The following is an 18,480-nucleotide window of genomic DNA, read 5'->3' on the forward strand; positions in this document are numbered from 1 at the left end:
AATTGCCGGTGCCCAGATGTTGCAGGGTATTGAGCTTATCGTCGTCGAATTGCCAGCGTCCGGTGACGAACGCGCGCTCATCGGCGGCGGCAGAGACCACCTCCCCGAACAGGGTGTCGTACTGGGTCTGGGCCGCCGTCGCCGGCAGCAACCGGCACTCCATCCATGCCAGACATTTCTCCTCGATCAGCGGCAGCCCCAGCTCCGGACCGGTTACTACCGGGATCCCCCAGGCATTGAATTTGTCCTCATCGCGGCCGCTGACGCTGCCGACGGCGTAGGTCCAGCTGGCGGCTGCGACGCCGGGAACCACAATGCCGAAGGTGCCATTGCGCTCGATGATCTCCCGCGTCCAGGTGCTTTTATCCACCACGATAGCCACCCGCGGCGGGGCGAATTCCACCGGCATTGACCAGGCGGCGGCCATAACGTTGCGCCGGTCGGACGGGGCATCGTAGCTGGTGATCAAAATGGTTGGGCCGTGGTTGAGCAGGCGGCTGGCGTACTGCAGTTCAACGTGGCGAAAGCGGCTCATAGGCGTTCCTTGAATAATGGGTCGGTTGGCAGGTAACACGTTAAGCCGCAATGAAAATGTAATCAATACGTCATCTCGTCTGACTATAGTCGCCAGCACTAAGTCCCAAAGAGGATCACAATATGTTGGCTCCCCTGATGCTATCCCAGGTGAGCGTGCCCCGTCGGATGTCGACCGCCGGGCTGGTCTCGCTGTCCCGAAAGGGAGGGCGATGATGCGCACGCTGACCCCTATCACCCTGCAGGAGGTCTCTTTCGCCTTCGCAGAGACCCCTATTCTTGACCGCTTCACGTTGCATATCGAACCCGGCCGCATCGTGGCGCTACTGGGCCCTTCCGGCTGCGGCAAAAGCACGCTGCTGCGTCTGCTGGCCGGGCTGAGCGTGCCGGCCAGCGGCGAAATCCGCTTTGGCGACAGGCTGGTCGCCCGCGCAGGATGGGGATTGCCCCCGGAGCAGCGCGATATCGGCATGGTTTTTCAGGATTATGCCCTCTGGCCGCATATGAGCGTGGCGCAGAACGTCGCCTTTCCGCTGCGCATGCGCGGCGTCTCCCGCAGCGAACGCGAGCGCCGGGTCAGCGAGGCGCTGGCGCGGGTAGGCCTCAATGGCTTTGCCGAACGTAAGCCTTCAGGCCTCTCCGGCGGTCAGCAGCAACGGGTGGCGCTGGCGCGGGCGATCGTCGCCGCGCCGCGGGTGCTGCTGTTTGATGAACCGCTCTCCAACCTGGACAGCGAACTGCGCGAATCGCTGTGTGGCGAAATGAGCCGCCTGCTGCGACAGCTCGGCATCACCGCCCTGTATGTCACCCATGACCGACGTGAAGCCGAGCTGTTAGCCGACCAGATTGTCTATTTATCCGCGGGCCGCGTGGCCGCTGTCCGCGCCGTTACGCCAACCTCAGGGGAAGTTGCATGAACACCGTTATGACCGTTAAGAAAGGAGTGGTACTCGCGATGGCTCTCTCCGCCATGATGCTCTCCAGCGCCCATGCGCTGACCGTTTACACCGCCGGACCCGGCTCGCTGGCGAAAAGCCTGGCCAGCGGTTTTGAACAACAGACCGGGGTGAAGGTGACCGTTTTTCAGGCCACCACCGGCAAAGTGATGGCCCGACTGGAGGCCGAGCAGGCCAACCCGCAGGCGGATGTGCTGATCTCCGCCTCGTGGGATACCGCCGAAGATCTGCACCAGCGGGGCTGGTTGTTGCCTTTTGCGAGCGCCAACGCCGACCAGGTACCGGCGAACCTGAAATCGGCGGACTATATCGCCCAGGGCGTCTCCGCCCTGGGTATTGTCTGGAACAGTAAAAGCGGCACCCCGGAACCGAAAGAGTGGCGGGATCTCACCCAGCCGGCGTTTAAAGACAAGGTGACAACCCCCGACCCGGCGCTCTCCGGCGCGTCGCTGGATTTGCTGATCGGGCTGCAAAACAGCATGGGCGACCAGGCCTGGCAACTGTTTGACGATCTGAAAAAGAACGGCATGGTAGTCAGCGGACCCAACGCCCAGGCGGTGACGCCGGTGATGCAGGGAGCGAAAGCGGCGGTGTTTGGCGCGGTGGATTATGTCTCCTACGGCAATATTCAGCAGGGCGAGTCGCTGAAGGTGATCTTCCCGGCCAGCGGAACGGTGATTGCCCCGCGCCCGATGATGATCCTCAAAACCAGCCAGCATCCCGGCGAGGCCAAAGCCTTTATCGATTACGTGCTGTCGCCGGAAGGTCAGGCGAAGGTCGCCGACGCCTGGCTGATGCCCGCCCGCCGCGACGTGGCGGCTAAACGTCCGCTACTGGACGCGCTGAAGGTGCTACCCACCACCAGCGAGGGCAGCAGCGAGCGGGGCGCCGTGCTCGCCCGCTTCAGTCAGCTGTACGCGCAGTAATTGATCCCGTTTCTCCGGCGCTGGCCGCCGGAGGACCCTCAGCTTCAGGAACCGGTTGTGAAACAAACATTCCTTTCCGGCGCGACCCTTGCCGCCCTGGTGATGCTGGTCGCGTTACCGTTAGTGTTTATTCTGCTGCAGGCGATTTTTCCCCATTTTAGCGCCGGTTCGCTCGGGGACGCCTTTGGCGGCATCCCGGCGCTGCTGGCCGATCCTCAGCTGCCGGCGATGCTCGGCGGTACGCTGTGGATCGCCGCCGGCGTGGCGCTGGTCAGCGTAATGATTGGCCTGCCGCTCGGCATCCTGCGCGGTATGTTTTCGCTGCCGCTGCCCCGGCTGTGGGATCTCCTGTTTTTGATCCCCTTTCTGACGCCGCCCTATATCTCGGCGCTCTCCTGGATGCTGGCCCTGCAAAGCCAGGGCTATCTGCAGCAGCTGACCGGCTGGCAGCTGAACGATCTGCTGTTCAGCCGCAGCGGGATCGTGCTGGTGATGACCTTTAATATATTTCCGGTGGTCTACTTTGCCGTCTCCCGCAGCCTGCTGGCGAGCGGGACCCGGCTGGCGGTGGTCGCCCGCGTCCATGGCGCCAGCGCCTGGCGCGCCTTCTGGCACGTGACGCTACCGATGCTCTCTCCGGCGCTGGCGGCGGGGATGCTGCTGGCGTTTACCCTCGCCATCGAGGAGTTTGGCGTACCGGCGGCGCTGGGCAGCCGGGCGGGAGTGGTGATGCTGACGGTCGGTATTGAGAAAAAGCTGGCCGACTGGCCGGTGGATCTCCCTGGCGCCGCGCTATTGTCGCTGCTGCTGATGGCGGTGGCGTTGTTCGCCTGGTGGCTGCAAAGGCGGCTGGTGGGGGAGAAAGAGGTCACCAGCATCACCGGTAAGCCGGGGGAGAACCACGGGGCATCGCTGGGCTGGATGACGCTGCCCGCCGTGCTGGCGATGGCGGCCGTCGGCGGCCTGGCGGTCGGCGTCCCCGCCGTCTCGATGATGCTCACCAGCGTGATGGGCACGCTCTCCGGTGGCGTGAGTGTTGAGAATGTCACACTGCGTCATTTCGCGGCGCTGTTTGACCAGCAGGGAGATGCCCTGTCGGCCCTCGGCACCAGCCTGTCGCTGGCCCTGGGTTCGGCGCTAATCGTCGGCGCGCTGGGCCTGCTGGCCGCCTGGCTGGTGATGGTGCAGAAGATTAAAGGGCGCGGGATGGTGGACGCGCTGTCGCTGATGCCGGCGGCGCTGCCGGGCGTGGTGGTGGGGGTCGGTTTGATCCTGCTGTGGAATCAGCCCTTCTGGCCGCGCTCGCCCTATAACACGCTGTGGATGCTGCTGCTCTCCTATTGCTGCCTGCTGTTGCCCTGGCCGGTGCGCTATGTCGGCAGCGCGCTGCGCCAGCTGGGCCCGAACCTTGAGCCCGCCGCCAGGGTGCATGGGGCGTCGCCACTGCAGGCGCTGCGGTTGATTGTCCTGCCGCTGGTCTTTCCGGCGCTGCTGGCGGCGATGCTGATGGTGTTCGCGGTGGCCTCCCGGGAGCTGGTGACCTCGCTGCTGCTCTCTCCGGCCGGTACGCAAACCGTGGCGGTGTTTATCTGGCGCCAGTTCGAACAGGGTTCCGTCGGTCAGGGCATGGCGATGGCCAGCCTGACGTTGTTGACCGGTCTGGTCCTGATGCTGACGGCGCTGGCGCTGATGCAGCGCCGCACGTGCGGTTAACGCTAAGCGCACAAAAAAGACGGTCGGCGCGGAAAAATAGGCTATAAATATCGGACACCTACAGCTGGAGGCCCTGATGAGTCCCTTTTTACGCGCCTATTTTTCCCGTCTGAGCTGGACGGGTGAGCCTGATGTTTCCATTGATACCCTGCGGGAACTGCATCTGCAGCATAACAGCGCCATCCCCTTTGAAAACCTCGACGTCCTGCTGCCGCGTGAAATCCACCTTGACGATGGGGCGCTGGAAGAGAAGCTGATCGCCGCCCGCCGCGGGGGGTATTGTTTTGAACAGAATGGCCTGCTGGAGCGCGCGCTGCGCGAGATAGGCTTTAACGTCCGCAGCCTGCTGGGCCGCGTGGTGCTGGCCAACCCGCCGCAGATGCCGCCGCGTACTCACCGTCTGTTGCTGGTGGAGGTGGCGGGGGAGCGCTGGATCGCCGACGTCGGCTTCGGCGGCCAGACGCTGACCGCGCCGATCAAACTGCTGGCCGATATCCCACAGCAAACGCCGCACGGCAGCTATCGTCTGGTGCATGAAGGGGATGAGTGGACGCTGCAGTTCAACCATCACGAACACTGGCAGTCGATGTACCATTTCGATTTAGGCCGCCAGTATGCGTCTGATTATGTGATGGGCAATTTCTGGTCGGCGCACTGGCCGCAGTCCCACTTCCGTCACCATCTGCTGATGTGTCGTCATCTCCCGGACGGCGGCAAAATGACCCTCACCAACTTCCACTTTACCCACTGGGAGAATAACCATGTGGTGGAGAAGGTCGATTTTGCCGATGTCTCCGCGCTGTATGAAGCGCTGCAGACCCGTTTCGGCCTGGGGGTGGACGATCCTAAACATGGCTTCAGCGAAGCGGCGCTGGCGGCGGTGATGGCGGCGTTCGATACCCATCCGGAAGCCGGGAAGTAAATCTCCTCATGCCCGGCGGCGCTGCGCCTGCGCGGGCCTACGGGGTTTGAGCCTGTGAGAGGCCCCTGTAGGCCGGGCAAGGCGTAGCCGCCACCCGGCGATACAGGTACCGTGCCTGATATCTTGCCCGGCGGGCGCTGCGCTTGCGCGGGCCTGCGAGGTTTGAGCCTGTGAGAGGACCCTGTAGGCCGGGTAAGGCGACAGCCGCCACCCGGCGAAATTACAGGTACCGTGCCTGATATCTTGCCCGGCGGCGCTGCGCCTGCGCGGGCCTGCGAGGTTTGAGCCTGTGAGAGGCCCTGTAGGCCGGATAAGGCGTAGCCGCCATCCGGCATAAAGCCTGGAGTCAGGTACGATAAATACCCGGATTTGGCGCGAAGGCCTCGTCCGGGCTACCGGTAAGGATGAATGGTAAACGCCGCCAGCGCTCAGCGCCGGGAGCGTACCACCTGGTAACGCCGGGTGAAATACTCCACCGGCGCGCTCCAGACGTGAACCAGGCGGGTGAAGGGGAAGATCAGAAAGATGGTCATTCCGAGCACCAGGTGGACGCGGTAAATCCATGCGACACCGTCCAGATGCGCCGAGGCGCCGCCGTGGAAGGTGACCACCGCCTGCGCCCAGTCCACCAGCTTGAGCATTTCGCTGCCGTCCGGATGCTGGGCGGAGAAGGGGATGGTCGTCAGCCCCAGCGCGCACTGAATCAGCAGAATGCACAGGATCAAAATATCCGCGGTCGTGGAGGTGGCGCGAATTCGCGGGTTGGTCAGGCGGCGCATCAGCAGGCCGATACCGCCTACCAGGGTCAGCACGCCGCATACGCCGCCAAGGATCATGGCCATCAGCTGCTTCTGGGACATCGGCAGGAACCACGAGTAGACCCAGTGTGGGGTCAGCATGCCAAAGAGATGGCCAAAGAAGATGCCGAGAATGCCGATATGAAATAAGTTCGACCATAGCACCATCCCGCGCTTATCCAGCATCTGGCTGGATGAGGCGCGCCAGGTATACTGCCCGTAATCGTAGCGCAGCCAGCTGCCCACCAGAAAGACGGTTCCGCACAGGTAAGGGTAGATATCGTAAAAGAAGACATTCAGATACTGGATCATTTCGGGCCTCCGGCGCGGATGTCAACGTACTGCGGCGCCACATCCTGACTAAAGCGTCGTTGATAAGCTTGCATCGACGAGCTATCGCAAGCGGTCGCGTTATCTTCGATAAACTTCACCTGCTCTTCTTCCCACACGGCGTCCAGCGCCTGACGGGTATCGTCGCGCTTTTCTCCCGCCACCTGTTTTGTGACACTGTCACTGGTGAGCGGGCTTTTAGCCAGCGCCAGCAGGGCGTCAAACAGCTGGTAGTACGGGCAGGCTCGCTGCTTAAGACGGCCGCCGATCAGCGCCAGAATCGGCGCGATATTCTGCAGCCCCTCCCGAGCCTCCGCGGGAGGTAGAATACTGAGATACTCCAGATACAGCGGCAGATGGTCGGGCAGCTCGCGACAATCGATCTGCAGACCCGCCTGCTGATACTGATTCATCAGGTCGACCATCGCCTGGCCGCGGTCGCGGGATTCGGCATGCACATGTTCAAACAGCAGCAGCGAGGTGGCGCGCCCGCGCTCGAACACCTCGCACCATTCGGCCTGGCGATCCAACAGCGGAGCCGTCAACAGCTCACTGACAAACGGCGTCAGGGAAGGGACATCGGCCCTGACCAGCGCCAGGGCGTCGTCGCGGTTCTCCCACAGTAACTCGTCGGGGTACTCCAGCAGCAGACCGATCACTTTCAGGATCCGCATCACTCGCCCTCCCCATGCTTACGCACGCCGCTGACGTCGATGGCGTCGATCCGCCGGCTGTTAAACAGGTTGAATTTCGTATCTGATCCGTGGCAGCCATCGCCGAAGGTAAAGCCGCAGCCGTTACGTTCCGGAAAGGCATCCTCAGCCAGTTCGCGATGGCTGGTGGGGATCACGAAGCGGTCTTCGTAGTTGGCGATCGCCAGATAGCGATACATCTCTTCGACCTGCTCAACGCTGAGGCCCACCTCTTCAATGGCCCGGGTATCGGTGACGCCCTCGACGGTTTGCGAGCGCTTGTAGTGGCGCATCGCCATCATCCGTTTCAGCGCGCGCAAGACCGGTCCGGTATCGCCGGCGCTCAGCAGATTCGCCAGGTATTGCACCGGGATGCGCAGACTCTCAACCGCCGGCAGGATGTTGCCGTTGCTCGGTAAGCCGCCGGCGTCGGCAACCGACTGGATCGGCGACAGGGGCGGCACGTACCAGACCATCGGCAGGGTGCGATACTCCGGATGCAGCGGCAGGGCCAGCTTCCAGTCCATCGCCAGCTTATAGACCGGCGATTTCTGCGCCGCCTCAATGACGTTGTGCGGGATCCCTTGCTTTAGCGCTTCCTCGATGACCGCCGGATCGTTTGGATTAAGGAACACCTCGCACTGGCGCTCATAGAGGTCGGTTTCATGTTCGGTACTGGCCGCCTCTTCAATGCGGTCGGCGTCATACAGCAGTACGCCAAGATAGCGGATGCGCCCGACGCAGGTTTCTGAGCAGACCGTTGGCTGCCCGGACTCAATGCGCGGATAGCAGAAGATGCATTTTTCCGACTTACCGCTCTTCCAGTTAAAGTAGATTTTTTTGTACGGGCAGCCGCTGATGCACATCCGCCAGCCGCGGCATTTATCCTGATCGATCAGTACGATGCCATCTTCCTCACGCTTGTAGATGGCGCCGCTCGGGCAGGTGGCCACGCAGCTCGGGTTGAGGCAGTGCTCGCACAGGCGCGGGAGATACATCATGAAGGTATTTTCGAACTGGCCGTACATCTCCTTTTGCATGGCTTCGAAGTTACGGTCGCGGGCGCGTTTCTCGAATTCGCCGCCGAGCAGCTCCTCCCAGTTCGGGCCCCAGTTAATCTTATCCATACGCTCGCCGCTGATCAGCGAGCGCGGGCGGGCGGTCGGCAGATATTTGCCCTCCGGCGCGTTGTGCAGGTGCTGGTAGTCGTAGGTAAAGGGTTCGTAGTAATCGTCGATCGCCGGCAGCACCGGGTTGGCGAAAATCTTCGATAACACGCTGACCCGATTGCCGAGGCGGGGCGTCAGCTTACCGCTAATGCCGCGGATCCAGCCGCCTTGCCACTGATCCTGGTCCTCCCAGTTTTTGGGATAGCCAATGCCCGGTTTGGTCTCCACGTTATTGAACCACGCGTACTCCATGCCTTCGCGGCTGCTCCAGACGTTTTTACAGGTGACCGAGCAGGTGTGACAGCCGATGCATTTGTCCAGATTCAGCACCATTCCAACCTGAGAACGGATTTTCATTTTTTCGCCTCCTGTACCTGATCGCGACCTTCGTCATCCAGCCAGGCAATATTCTTCATTTTGCGGATCATGATGAACTCGTCGCGGTTCGATCCGACGGTGCCGTAGTAGTTAAAGCCATAGGCCAGCTGGGCGTAGCCGCCAATCATGTGCGTTGGCTTCGGACAGACGCGGGTTACCGAGTTATGAATGCCGCCGCGACGACCGGTCACTTCCGAACCCGGGATATTCATAATCCGTTCCTGAGCGTGGTACATCATGGTCATCCCCGGCGGCACCCGCTGGCTCACCACCGCCCGCGCGGTGAGAGCCCCGTTGGCGTTGAACGCTTCAATCCAGTCGTTATCTTCAATGCCCAGCTCTTTCGCGTCGGTTTCGCTAAGCCAGACGATCGGCCCGCCGCGCGACAGCGTCAGCATCAGCAGGTTTTCGCTATAGGTGGAGTGGATCCCCCACTTCTGGTGCGGCGTCAGGAAATTCAGCGCTTTTTCCGGAAAGCCGTTTGGCGGCACGGCCTTCATCTGGCTGACGCTGCGGGTATCAATGGGCGGGCGATAGGCTACCAGGCTTTCGCCGAAGGCGCGCATCCACGGATGGTCCTGATACAACTGCTGGCGGCCGGAGAGGGTGCGCCATGGGATCAGCTCATGCACGTTGGTATAACCGGCATTGTAGGAGACGTGCTCGCTTTCCAGTCCCGACCACGTCGGGCTGGAGATAATTTTGCGCGGCTGCGCCTGAATATCGCGAAAGCGGATCTTCTCATCCTCTTTATTGAGCGCCAGATGGGTATGATCGCGGCCGGTAAACTCTCCCAGCGCCTGCCAGGCTTTCACCGCCACCTGGCCGTTGGTTTCCGGGGCGAGGCTAAGAATAACTTCGGAGGCGTCAATGGCGCTGTCGATCCGCGGCCGGCCTTTGGCCGGACCGTCGGGCTTGACGTAGTTAAGCTTGCCGAGGAAATCGACTTCGCTTTGCGTATTCCACGAAATGCCTTTCCCGCCGTTGCCAAGCTTATCGAGCAGCGGGCCGAGAGAGGTGAAGCGTTCCCAGGTGGCAGGATAGTCGCGTTCCACCAGGGCAATCGACGGTGCGGTTTTCCCGGGGTTCAGATCGCATTCGCCCTTGCGCCAGTCAAGCACCTCGAACGGCTGCGACAGTTCGCCGGGGGAATCATGCTGCAGCGGGACCAGCACCACATCGGTCTCTTTGCCAAGATGGCCGACGCAGACCTGCGAGAAGGATTTAGCGATATCCTTGTAGATCTCCCAGTCGCTTTTCGCCTCCCAGGCCGGGTCGACGGCGGCGGAGAGCGGGTGGATAAACGGGTGCATGTCCGAGGTGTTCATATCGTCTTTTTCATACCAGGTGGCGGTCGGCAGGACAATATCGGAGAAGAGACAGGTACTGGACATGCGGAAATCCAGCGTCACCAGCAGGTCGAGTTTGCCCTCAATCGCCGCGGTCTGCCACTCGACTTCCTCAGGTTTTACCTCATCGCTGGCGCCCAGTTCATCACCCTGAATACCGCTGTCGGTCCCGAGCAGGTATTTCAACATGTACTCATGCCCCTTACCGGACGATCCCAGCAGGTTTGAGCGCCAGATAAACAGGTTGCGCGGATGGTTTTTGCCGCTATCCGGCTGCTCGGCGGCAAAGCGAATATCGCCTGATTTTAACGACTGGACGGTGAACTCCGCGGGGGAGAGCCCGGCGGCCTCGGCCTGCTGCTTAATGGTCAGCGGGTTGACGTTGAGCTGGGGCGCAGAGGGTAACCAGCCCATCCGTTCCGCACGGACGTTGAAGTCGATAAGGCTGCCGCTAAATTTGCTGGCGTCGGCCAGCGGCGACAGCAGCTCCTGCGCGGTCAGTTTTTCGTAGCGCCACTGGCTGGCGTGGTTGTAGAAATAAGAGGTACTGTTCATCTGCCGCGGCGGACGACTCCAGTCCAGGGCGAACGCCAGCGGCAGCCAGCCGGTCTGCGGGCGCAGTTTCTCCTGACCGACATAGTGCGACCAGCCGCCGCCGCTCTGGCCGACGCAGCCGCAAAATACCAGCAGATTAATCATCCCGCGGTAGTTCATATCCATGTGGTACCAGTGGTTCACCCCGGCGCCGAGGATAATCATTGAGCGGCCGTGGGTCTTATGCGCCGTATCGGCAAACTCGCGGGCGATTTGTTCGATATGTTGACGCGGTACGCCGGTGATCTGCTCCGCCCATGCCGGGGTATAGGCTTTGACCTCGGCGAAATCCTTCGCCGCATTGACATCGTCAAGCCCGCGATCCAGACCGTAGTTGGCCAGAATCAGGTCATAGACGCTGACCACCAGGCCGCTTTCGCCACTGGCCAGCGTCAGCTGTTTAGCCGGTAGCGGGTGAAGGGTCACCGGTGACTGCGCTACGCTGCGAAAATGCGGGTTTTCGTTGCCGCCAAAGTAGGGGAAGCCCACCGACACCACGCTGTCGCGAATATCCAGCAGCGACAGCTTAAGCTCGACATCTTTGCCGTCTGCCCGTTGTTCGAGATTCCATTTGCCTTTTTCGCCCCAGCGAAAGCCGATGGAGCCGTTCGGCGCCACCAGTTCGCCGTCGCTGTTATAAGCCACGGTTTTCCATTCCGGGTTATTACTTTCTCCGAGACCGTCAAGCAGGTCGGAAGCACGCAGCATACGGCCCGGCGTATAGCTGCCGTTGTCGCGCGGCTCGAGTATCACCAGCATCGGCATGTCGGTGTAGGTCCGGCAGTAGTTGAGAAAGTAATCGCTCGGGTTATCGAGGTGGAAGGCTTTGAGGATCACATGGCCCATGGCCATCGCCAGCGCGCTGTCGGTGCCTTGCTTCGGCGCCAGCCACTGGTCGCAGAGCTTAGCGACTTCCGAATAGTCCGGCGTGATGGCGATAGTTTTGGTGCCCTTGTAGCGCACTTCGGTAAAGAAGTGGGCGTCCGGGGTTCGGGTCTGCGGCACGTTGGAGCCCCAGGCAATAATGTAGCTGGAGTTGTACCAGTCGGCGGATTCCGGCACGTCGGTCTGTTCGCCCCAGGTCATCGGCGAGGCGGGGGGCAGATCGCAGTACCAGTCATAAAAGCTCAGGCAGGTGCCGCCAATCAACGATAAATAGCGAGTGCCCGCGGCGTAGGAGACCATCGACATCGCCGGGATCGGCGAGAAGCCGGCGACGCGGTCCGGGCCATAATGTTTGATGGTCCAGACGTTGGCGGCGGCGATGAGCTGGTTCAGCTCTTTCCAGCTGGAGCGGACAAAACCGCCTTTGCCGCGCGCCGCTTTATAGCTGCGGGTTTTTGCCGGATCCTGCATGATGCTATCCCATGCCAGGACCGGGTCGGGATGCTGCGCCAGGGCTTCGCGCCACAGCTCAATCAGTCGTTTACGCGCCAGCGGGTACTTCAGGCGGTTGGCGCTGTAGAGATACCAGGAGTAGCTGGCGCCGCGCGGGCAGCCGCGCGGTTCGTGATTTGGCAGATCCGGCCGGGTGCGCGGATAATCGGTCTGCTGGGTTTCCCAGGTAACGAGGCCGTTTTTGACGTAAATTTTCCAGCTGCAGGAGCCGGTGCAGTTCACACCGTGCGTGGAGCGGACAATTTTGTCGAACTGCCAGCGTTGACGGTAGCTATCTTCCCAGTCACGGTTGTTGTTGTAGACCTGGCCGTGGCCGTTGGCAAAGGTCTCGCCCTTCTGCTTAAAGTAGCGAAAGCGATCCAGAAGTTTACTCATGACATTTCTCCTGCTCCGATAATGTCCGGCATCGTGCCACCCGGCCGGATGAGCGAACGAACTCGTAAGGCCGGATAAGGCGTAAGCCGCTATCCGGCAGATAAATCGTTATGGTTAAGCGGATTTACGGCGGCCGTAGACCAGCCAGGTCACCAGCACGCAAACCACATAGAAGACAAAAAAGACTTTCATCGCGCCAACCGGTGAGCCGGTCATCGCCAGCGAGGTGCCGAAGGCTTTCGGAATAAAGAAGCCGCCGATGGCGCCGATCGCCGAGATAAAGCCCAGCGCGGCAGCGGTATCGGTCACCGCCTCGTGCTGCGCTTCTTCATCGCTGCCGCCGCGCTGTTTTACGCTGTCGATGGTGAGCTGGCGGAAGATGACGGCGATCATCTGGAAGGTGGAGCCGCTTCCCAGACCGGCGGTTAAAAAGAGCCCCATAAACACCACGTAGAAAGCGAGAAAGCTGCCGGAGCCGCTGCCTGGCAGGGTCAGAAACAGCAGGCCGGTAAACAGCGCCATCAGGACGAAGTTAACCAGCGTCACCCGCACGCCGCCGAGACGGTCGGAGATGATCCCGCCGAACGAGCGCGCCAGCGCGCCGATGAACGGTCCAAAGAAGGCGAGCTTGAGGATATCGACCGCGGGAAACTGGGTTTTCGCCAGCATGGCAAAGCCGGCGGAAAAGCCGATGAACGAGCCAAACGTCGCCAGATAGAGCAGGCTTAACAGCCACATATGCGGTCGCTTGAGCACGGGAAGCTGATCGCGAATCGAGGCCTTTGAACCGGCGATATCGTTCATGCCGAACCATGCCGCGACGGTGGCGAGCAGCAGCAGCGGTACCCAGACGAGCGCCACATTACTCAGGGTGATTGTCGAACCATCGGGCTGGGTGACGCCATGGACGCCGAGAAAGGTGAAGAGCGGCAGGAAGATGACCGCCGGGGCGACCATCTGCATCACGCTTACGCCCAGATTGCCAAGGCCGCCGTTGACTCCCAGCGCGCTGCCCTGTTTCGCTTTGGGGAAAAAGAAACTGATATTTCCCATGCTGTAAGCAAAATTCGCTCCGGCAAAACCGCACAGCAGCGCAATAATAATAAATACCCAGAACGGAGTAGTAATATTCTGGATTGCCACCCCTAACCAAATACAAGGCACGATCAGGATAACGGTACTTAATACGGTCCAGTAGCGCCCGCCAAAAAGGGGTACCATAAAGGAGTAGGGGACCCGTAATATCGCGCCGGAAAGTGAAGGCAGGGCGGTTAATAAAAAAAGCTGGTCGGTGGTGAAATGAAAACCGACCTTATTGAGATTGACCGCTACGGCGCTGAATAACATCCATACGCAGAAAGCAAGTAGCAGACAGGCCACTGATATCCATAGATTTCTTCGCGCAATGGCTTGGCCTTTATTTTCCCAGAACGCCTTGTTTTCAGGCCGCCAGTTGTTCAAAAGGTAATGATTATCTTTATCATTCTGCACCGACATATTGCCCTCTACTTGCCCGGAAAGGAGTAAATAAATAAGGTCAACAGCTGAATACAAGGGGATAGTGAATAACGCTTAATTTGCGTTATCTATGAAGCGTAGATAAAAAAAACGTGCTGACAGAGAGCACGTGGTAAGCGTAGCGGAATTAATTGTTACTAAATGTAAATATGCCTAAAACAACTCCAGCGTAATCATCTTATTTACATAGCGGCTAAACGCCGCCTCATCCAGGGCCTGCGCGTCCAGCGCATAAATCCCGTCGAGGCCGCACACCAGGGCGATAAAGCGCCAGGCGATATCCGCCGCAGGCTCAGCCGACCGAAATTCGCCGCTGGCGAGGCCCTGCTCGATGATGGCGACGGTCTCGGCATGCCACATATTCATGGTCAGCAGGTAGGCCGCTTTGATGTCCGGATCGCTGTCGGCCAGCACCTGGCCTTCGCGCCACAGGCGGATATAGGGTTCCAGTCGGCCATCCTCGCTGCCGATCATCGAGAACAAGCGCTCGCGCCAGCTGGCGTCCTCAGCCACCAGCGGCATGTCGAGCATCTCGCGGATCAGGCGGATGAAAACCTGCGCTTTCAGCTCGCCGATGGAGGTGAAGTGGTGGTGCAGCTGCCCGGCGGCCACCTGGGCTTCGCGGGCGATCTGCCGCACGGTCATGGCGGCAAAGCCGCCGCGCAGCGCCAGGCGCATGGCGGCCTGCATAATCCCTTCCCGTCTCGCATCACGTTGTAAATAGTGCATAAAACCCCGCTGTCATCTGGCTTTGGCCGAGTGTAACAAAAAGTTGGACATGTGTTCAACAATCCGGCAGGATCGCCATCCTGGACGTGTGTCCAATATTCAATATTGATTGAGGTACAAGCTATGTCACGGCAATGGATGACGCTGATGGCGATTTTGCTGGTTTATATTCCGGTGGCGATTGACGCTACGGTGTTGCATGTGGCCGCGCCGACCCTCAGCGTGGCGCTGGGTAGCAGCGGCAATGAGCTGTTGTGGATCATTGATATCTACTCATTAGTGATGGCCGGGATGGTGCTGCCGATGGGCGCCCTTGGCGATAAGATCGGCTTTAAGCGCCTGCTGCTGCTCGGCAGCGCCATTTTTGGCATCGCCTCGCTGTGCGCCGCGCTGTCGCCGACGGCCATGACGCTGATTGCCTCACGCGCTTTGCTGGCGGTGGGGGCGGCGATGATCGTCCCGGCGACGCTGGCCGGGATCCGCAGCACCTTTGCCGAGGCCAGCCAGCGCAATATGGCGCTGGGGCTGTGGGCAGCGGTCGGCTCCGGCGGCGCGGCCTTCGGCCCGCTGGTGGGCGGTATCCTGCTGGAGCATTTCTACTGGGGGTCGGTGTTCCTGATCAATGTGCCGATCGTGCTGGTGGTTATCGCGATTAACGCGAAAGTGGTGCCGCGCCAGCCCGCGCGCCGCGAACAGCCGCTCAATCTACTGCAGGCGCTCGTTTTGATTGCCGCGATCCTGATGCTGGTGTTTAGCGCGAAATCGGCGCTGAAGGGCCAGCTGGCGCTGTGGCTCACCGCGCTGGTGGCGCTCGGCGGGGCGGCGATGTTAACCTGGTTTATCCGCAAGCAGCTGTCGGCGGCCCGCCCGATGGTGGATATGCGACTGTTTACCCATCGTATTATTTTAAGCGGGGTGATGATGGCGATGACGGCCCTGATTACCCTGGTGGGCTTTGAGCTACTGATGGCTCAGGAGCTGCAGTTCGTGCATCAGAAAACACCGTTCGAGGCGGGGATGTTTATGCTGCCGGTGATGGTGGCCAGCGGCTTCAGCGGGCCGATTGCCGGACTGCTGGTCTCCCGGCTCGGGCTGCGCGAGGTGGCGACCGGCGGGATGTTGCTCAGCGCCTTCAGCTTTCTCGGCCTGGCGCTGACCGATTTCAGCACCCAGCAGTGGCTGGCCTGGGGGCTGATGACGCTGCTGGGCTTTAGCGTGGCCAGCGCGCTGCTGGCTTCCAGCGCCGCCATCATGGCGGCAGCGCCGAAGGAGAAAGCGGCCGCCGCCGGGGCGATTGAAACCATGGCCTATGAGCTGGGCGCCGGTCTTGGCATTGCGCTGTTCGGCCTGATCCTGACCCGTAGCTACAGCGCTTCTATAGTGCTGCCGTCTGGCCTGAGTGACGCCATGGCGCAGCAGGCGGCGTCATCGATTGGCGAGGCGGTGAGTCTGACCCAGGCGCTGCCCGCTGGGGTGGCGCAGGCGCTGATGGCAGCGGCAAAGACAGCATTTATTCAGGCTCACAGTCTGGTGCTGGCGACGGCGGGTGTATTGCTTCTGCTGCTGGCCGCCGGGATCTGGCGCAGCCTTGCCACTGTGGCGAAACCGCGGGCGGCGCTATAGCTGCAGCGACAGGTCCATCGCCGCGCGGCGCAGCGGGGCGAGGGCCTTCTCTTTTAACGCCGCGGCGCTGACCGTCGCGGCGGGCACCCCCACATTCAGCGCGGCCACCACCTGGCCATGACGTGACAGCACCGGTACCGCCAGCGAGCACAAGCCCACCTCGATCTGCCGATCGGCGAGGGCATAGCCCTGCATCCGCACCCGGGCGATCTCAGCACGTAATCCGGCCAAATCGCACAGGGTATGCGGTGTGTAGCGGATAAGCGCCGCACGTGACAATGTCACTTCGAGCTGTTCCTCCGGCAGCGCGCTCAGTAACACCCGCCCCATTGACGTGGCCCACGCCGGCAGGCGACTGCCGCGCCCCAGATCGATGCTCAGTAAATTATTGACCGCCGCGCGGGCGATATAGAGCACGTTATCCCCGTCGAGCGTGGCTGCCGAACAGGATTCGCCGAGCGCTTTGCCCAGACCATCCAGCGCCGTCTGTGCCACTTTCGCCAGCGGCGTGCCGGCCAGATAAGCGTGGCCGACCGCCAGCACCCGGGGCAGCAGCTCATAGTGGCGGCCATCGGGGCTGTGCACCATCCCCAGCGCGGCAAGGGTATACAAACAGCGGCGTACCGCCGCGCGGGAGATTTGCGTTTTCTGGCTGAGCTGGGAAATGGTTAGCCGCTGGCGTTGGGGGGTAAAGGCGTTCAGGACCGCCAGCCCGCGGGCCAGAGACAGCATAAAGTTGGGGTCGTGCTCGGCCTGCCTGGCGCTTAGCGTAGTGGGGATATTGTCGCTCATTGCATCCTTCTCCGTTGCAACGTAAGGCTCACGGGAGATCACTATACCGTGCGTGAAATGGGGCGCGCTGAATTGTGCCGGTTTTACCACAACGATCACATTATTAACTGCCCTTTAACAAACGTGCCGATAATCGCACAACATTTCGATTATCGCCGTTGACCATCCGCCAGGCTGAACCCTATTGTCAATGGCACAGACCTCCCCGTTATGGATGTGGGTACAAAAAGTTATATATCTCATCAGGAACAGAAAATGACTGCCACCGTAGAACAAATCGAGAGCTGGATTGTGGATGTCCCGACCATCCGGCCGCATAAATTGTCGATGACCACCATGGGCTGCCAGTCGCTGGTGATCGTGCGCCTTACCCGCTCCGATGGCATCTGCGGCATCGGCGAGGCCACCACCATCGGTGGGCTGAGCTATGGCGTTGAGAGTCCGGAGGCCATTTCGTCGGCGATCGCCCATTATCTGACGCCGCTGTTGAAAGGGCAGTCGGCCGATAACCTGAATGCGCTAACCGCCCGCATGAACAGCGCCATTAAAGGCAACACCTTTGCGAAGTCCGCCATCGAAACCGCGCTGCTCGACGCCCAGGGCAAAGCCTTAGGTCTGCCGGTGTCGGCGCTGCTCGGCGGCGCGCTGCACACGACGCTACCGGTACTGTGGACCTTAGCCAGCGGCGATACTGCGAAAGATATCGCCGAAGGGGAAAAACTGTTGGCCGAAGGCCGCCACCGGGCGTTCAAACTGAAGATCGGCGCGCGTGAACTCGCCACCGACCTGCGTCATACCCGCGCCATCGTGGAAGCGTTAGGCGACCGCGCCAGCATTCGCGTCGACGTTAACCAGGCCTGGGACGCCGCCACCGGCGCGAAAGGCTGTCGCGAGCTGGCGGCGATGGGCGTCGATCTTATCGAACAGCCGGTCAGCGCCCACGATAACGCCGCCCTGGTGCGCTTAAGCCAGCAAATCGAAACCGCGATCCTCGCGGATGAAGCCGTCGCGACTGCCTACGATGGTTATCAACTGGCGCAACAGGGCTTTACCGGCGCTTACGCGCTGAAAATCGCCAAGGCGGGCGGGCCGAACAGCGTGCTGGCGCTGGCCCGCGTCGCCCAGGCGGCGGGGATTGGCCTGTACGGCGGCACCATGCTGGAAGGGACCGTGGGGACCGTTGCTTCTCTGCACGCGTGGTCGACATTGCCGCTGCAGTGGGGCACCGAGATGTTCGGCCCGCTGTTGCTTAAGGACGATATCGTCAGCGTGCCGCTCACCTTTGCCGACGGTCAGGTGCTGTTACCGCAAACGCCGGGTCTTGGCGTCGAGCTGGATGAAGACAAACTGCGTTTTTATACCCGCCAGCCATAGCGGGGACAGGAGAAAAAAATGTTATTTAAAGTGGATATGACCGTCAATATTCCGCCTGGCTTTCCCGCCGCCGAGGCGGAGGAAATTAAACAACGCGAAAAAGCCTATTCGCAACAATTACAGCGGGAAGGCAAATGGCGACATATCTGGCGCGTCGCCGGCCTTTACGCCAATGTCAGTATTTTCGATGTTAAAGATGCCGAAGAGTTGCATCAAATATTAATGGGATTACCGCTCTATCCCTTTATGGCGATAAAAGTGGAAGCTCTGTGTCGTCATCCGTCATCAATTCGCGATGACGATCGCTAATA

14 protein-coding genes and 1 pseudogene are annotated in these 18,480 nt (G+C 60.8%); 7 read left to right on the top strand and 8 right to left on the bottom strand.

Going from position 1 to position 18,480, the window contains the following annotated elements:
• Positions 1 to 82 precede the first annotated feature (82 nt).
• Positions 83 to 850: pseudogene (locus tag HMPREF1024_RS32035) on the bottom strand (flavin reductase family protein); the annotation flags it as partial.
• Here HMPREF1024_RS32035 and HMPREF1024_RS21280 point away from each other — a divergent pair.
• From HMPREF1024_RS21280 to nhoA, 4 genes are all read left to right on the top strand, one after another.
• Positions 747 to 1,451 (top strand): ABC transporter ATP-binding protein, encoded by a 705-nt coding sequence (locus HMPREF1024_RS21280; RefSeq protein ID WP_004189827.1) that lies wholly within the window; start codon positions 747 to 749, stop codon positions 1,449 to 1,451. The pseudogene HMPREF1024_RS32035 and the gene HMPREF1024_RS21280 overlap by 104 nt on opposite strands.
• Positions 1,448 to 2,416 (top strand): ABC transporter substrate-binding protein, encoded by a 969-nt coding sequence (locus HMPREF1024_RS21275; RefSeq protein WP_004189830.1) that lies wholly within the window; start codon positions 1,448 to 1,450, stop codon positions 2,414 to 2,416. The genes HMPREF1024_RS21280 and HMPREF1024_RS21275 overlap by 4 nt, the downstream gene beginning before the upstream one ends.
• 57 nt (positions 2,417 to 2,473) lie before the next feature.
• Complete coding sequence (locus HMPREF1024_RS21270; protein WP_009307764.1) at positions 2,474 to 4,129, top strand: iron ABC transporter permease; 1,656 nt, start codon at positions 2,474 to 2,476, stop codon at positions 4,127 to 4,129.
• A 76-nt stretch (positions 4,130 to 4,205) separates the two neighbouring features.
• Positions 4,206 to 5,051 carry an N-hydroxyarylamine O-acetyltransferase gene (nhoA, locus tag HMPREF1024_RS21265; protein ID WP_002906551.1) on the top strand — a complete coding sequence of 282 codons (846 nt, stop codon included), beginning with the start codon at positions 4,206 to 4,208 and terminating at the stop codon, positions 5,049 to 5,051.
• 428 nt (positions 5,052 to 5,479) lie between these two features.
• Here nhoA and narI read toward each other — a convergent pair whose 3' ends face one another.
• The 6 genes from narI to HMPREF1024_RS21235 form a co-directional block, all read right to left on the bottom strand.
• On the bottom strand, positions 5,480 to 6,160 hold the full coding sequence (gene narI, locus HMPREF1024_RS21260; RefSeq protein WP_004180107.1) for a respiratory nitrate reductase subunit gamma: 681 nt from the start codon (positions 6,158 to 6,160) through the stop codon (positions 5,480 to 5,482).
• Complete coding sequence (gene narW / locus HMPREF1024_RS21255) at positions 6,157 to 6,852, bottom strand: nitrate reductase molybdenum cofactor assembly chaperone (RefSeq protein WP_004180106.1); 696 nt, start codon at positions 6,850 to 6,852, stop codon at positions 6,157 to 6,159. Before narW ends, narI begins: the two co-directional genes overlap by 4 nt.
• Positions 6,852 to 8,396, bottom strand: coding sequence for a nitrate reductase subunit beta (gene narH, locus HMPREF1024_RS21250; RefSeq protein ID WP_004148517.1), 1,545 nt, complete (start codon positions 8,394 to 8,396; stop codon positions 6,852 to 6,854). The genes narW and narH overlap by 1 nt, the downstream gene beginning before the upstream one ends.
• Positions 8,393 to 12,133 (bottom strand): nitrate reductase subunit alpha, encoded by a 3,741-nt coding sequence (locus HMPREF1024_RS21245; RefSeq protein WP_009307765.1) that lies wholly within the window; start codon positions 12,131 to 12,133, stop codon positions 8,393 to 8,395. The genes narH and HMPREF1024_RS21245 overlap by 4 nt, the downstream gene beginning before the upstream one ends.
• Before the next feature lie 114 nt (positions 12,134 to 12,247).
• The gene (locus tag HMPREF1024_RS21240) at positions 12,248 to 13,630 is read right to left on the bottom strand and encodes a NarK family nitrate/nitrite MFS transporter (protein ID WP_009307766.1); all 1,383 of its coding nucleotides are present in this window, start codon (positions 13,628 to 13,630) and stop codon (positions 12,248 to 12,250) included.
• A 174-nt stretch (positions 13,631 to 13,804) separates the two neighbouring features.
• On the bottom strand, positions 13,805 to 14,380 hold the full coding sequence (locus tag HMPREF1024_RS21235) for a TetR family transcriptional regulator (protein ID WP_004888643.1): 576 nt from the start codon (positions 14,378 to 14,380) through the stop codon (positions 13,805 to 13,807).
• A gap of 123 nt (positions 14,381 to 14,503) precedes the next feature.
• Here HMPREF1024_RS21235 and kmrA point away from each other — a divergent pair, with 123 nt between their 5' ends.
• Positions 14,504 to 16,003 (top strand): efflux MFS transporter KmrA, encoded by a 1,500-nt coding sequence (gene kmrA, locus HMPREF1024_RS21230; protein WP_009307767.1) that lies wholly within the window; start codon positions 14,504 to 14,506, stop codon positions 16,001 to 16,003.
• Here the strand turns inward: kmrA and HMPREF1024_RS21225 are convergent.
• Positions 15,998 to 16,795, bottom strand: coding sequence for an IclR family transcriptional regulator C-terminal domain-containing protein (locus tag HMPREF1024_RS21225; protein WP_009307768.1), 798 nt, complete (start codon positions 16,793 to 16,795; stop codon positions 15,998 to 16,000). The genes kmrA and HMPREF1024_RS21225 overlap by 6 nt on opposite strands.
• Before the next feature lie 210 nt (positions 16,796 to 17,005).
• Here HMPREF1024_RS21225 and HMPREF1024_RS21220 point away from each other — a divergent pair, with 210 nt between their 5' ends.
• Both HMPREF1024_RS21220 and catC read left to right on the top strand, forming a co-directional pair.
• Positions 17,006 to 18,169, top strand: a complete 1,164-nt coding sequence (locus HMPREF1024_RS21220) for a muconate cycloisomerase family protein (RefSeq protein WP_074195915.1) — start codon at positions 17,006 to 17,008, stop codon at positions 18,167 to 18,169.
• An 18-nt stretch (positions 18,170 to 18,187) separates the two neighbouring features.
• The gene (gene catC, locus HMPREF1024_RS21215; protein WP_009307770.1) at positions 18,188 to 18,478 is read left to right on the top strand and encodes a muconolactone Delta-isomerase; all 291 of its coding nucleotides are present in this window, start codon (positions 18,188 to 18,190) and stop codon (positions 18,476 to 18,478) included.
• The last annotated feature ends 2 nt before the right edge of the window (positions 18,479 to 18,480 follow it).

The organism is Klebsiella sp. 4_1_44FAA (assembly GCF_000238715.1).
Taxonomy (GTDB): domain Bacteria; phylum Pseudomonadota; class Gammaproteobacteria; order Enterobacterales; family Enterobacteriaceae; genus Klebsiella; species Klebsiella pneumoniae.

Excerpts from the sequence above, each read along its gene's own strand:
- HMPREF1024_RS21245 (WP_009307765.1), bottom strand. The coding sequence starts at position 12,133 with ATGAGTAAACTTCTGGATCGCTTTCGCTACTTTAAGCAGAAGGGCGAG.
- narI (WP_004180107.1), bottom strand. The coding sequence starts at position 6,160 with ATGATCCAGTATCTGAATGTCTTCTTTTACGATATCTACCCTTACCTG.
- nhoA (WP_002906551.1), top strand. The coding sequence starts at position 4,206 with ATGAGTCCCTTTTTACGCGCCTATTTTTCCCGTCTGAGCTGGACGGGT.
- catC (WP_009307770.1), top strand. The coding sequence starts at position 18,188 with ATGTTATTTAAAGTGGATATGACCGTCAATATTCCGCCTGGCTTTCCC.
- HMPREF1024_RS21220 (WP_074195915.1), top strand. The coding sequence starts at position 17,006 with ATGGATGTGGGTACAAAAAGTTATATATCTCATCAGGAACAGAAAATG.
- narW (WP_004180106.1), bottom strand. The coding sequence starts at position 6,852 with ATGCGGATCCTGAAAGTGATCGGTCTGCTGCTGGAGTACCCCGACGAG.
- kmrA (WP_009307767.1), top strand. The coding sequence starts at position 14,504 with ATGTCACGGCAATGGATGACGCTGATGGCGATTTTGCTGGTTTATATT.
- HMPREF1024_RS21275 (WP_004189830.1), top strand. The coding sequence starts at position 1,448 with ATGAACACCGTTATGACCGTTAAGAAAGGAGTGGTACTCGCGATGGCT.
- HMPREF1024_RS21240 (WP_009307766.1), bottom strand. The coding sequence starts at position 13,630 with ATGTCGGTGCAGAATGATAAAGATAATCATTACCTTTTGAACAACTGG.
- HMPREF1024_RS21235 (WP_004888643.1), bottom strand. The coding sequence starts at position 14,380 with ATGCACTATTTACAACGTGATGCGAGACGGGAAGGGATTATGCAGGCC.
- narH (WP_004148517.1), bottom strand. The coding sequence starts at position 8,396 with ATGAAAATCCGTTCTCAGGTTGGAATGGTGCTGAATCTGGACAAATGC.
- HMPREF1024_RS21280 (WP_004189827.1), top strand. The coding sequence starts at position 747 with ATGATGCGCACGCTGACCCCTATCACCCTGCAGGAGGTCTCTTTCGCC.
- HMPREF1024_RS21225 (WP_009307768.1), bottom strand. The coding sequence starts at position 16,795 with ATGAGCGACAATATCCCCACTACGCTAAGCGCCAGGCAGGCCGAGCAC.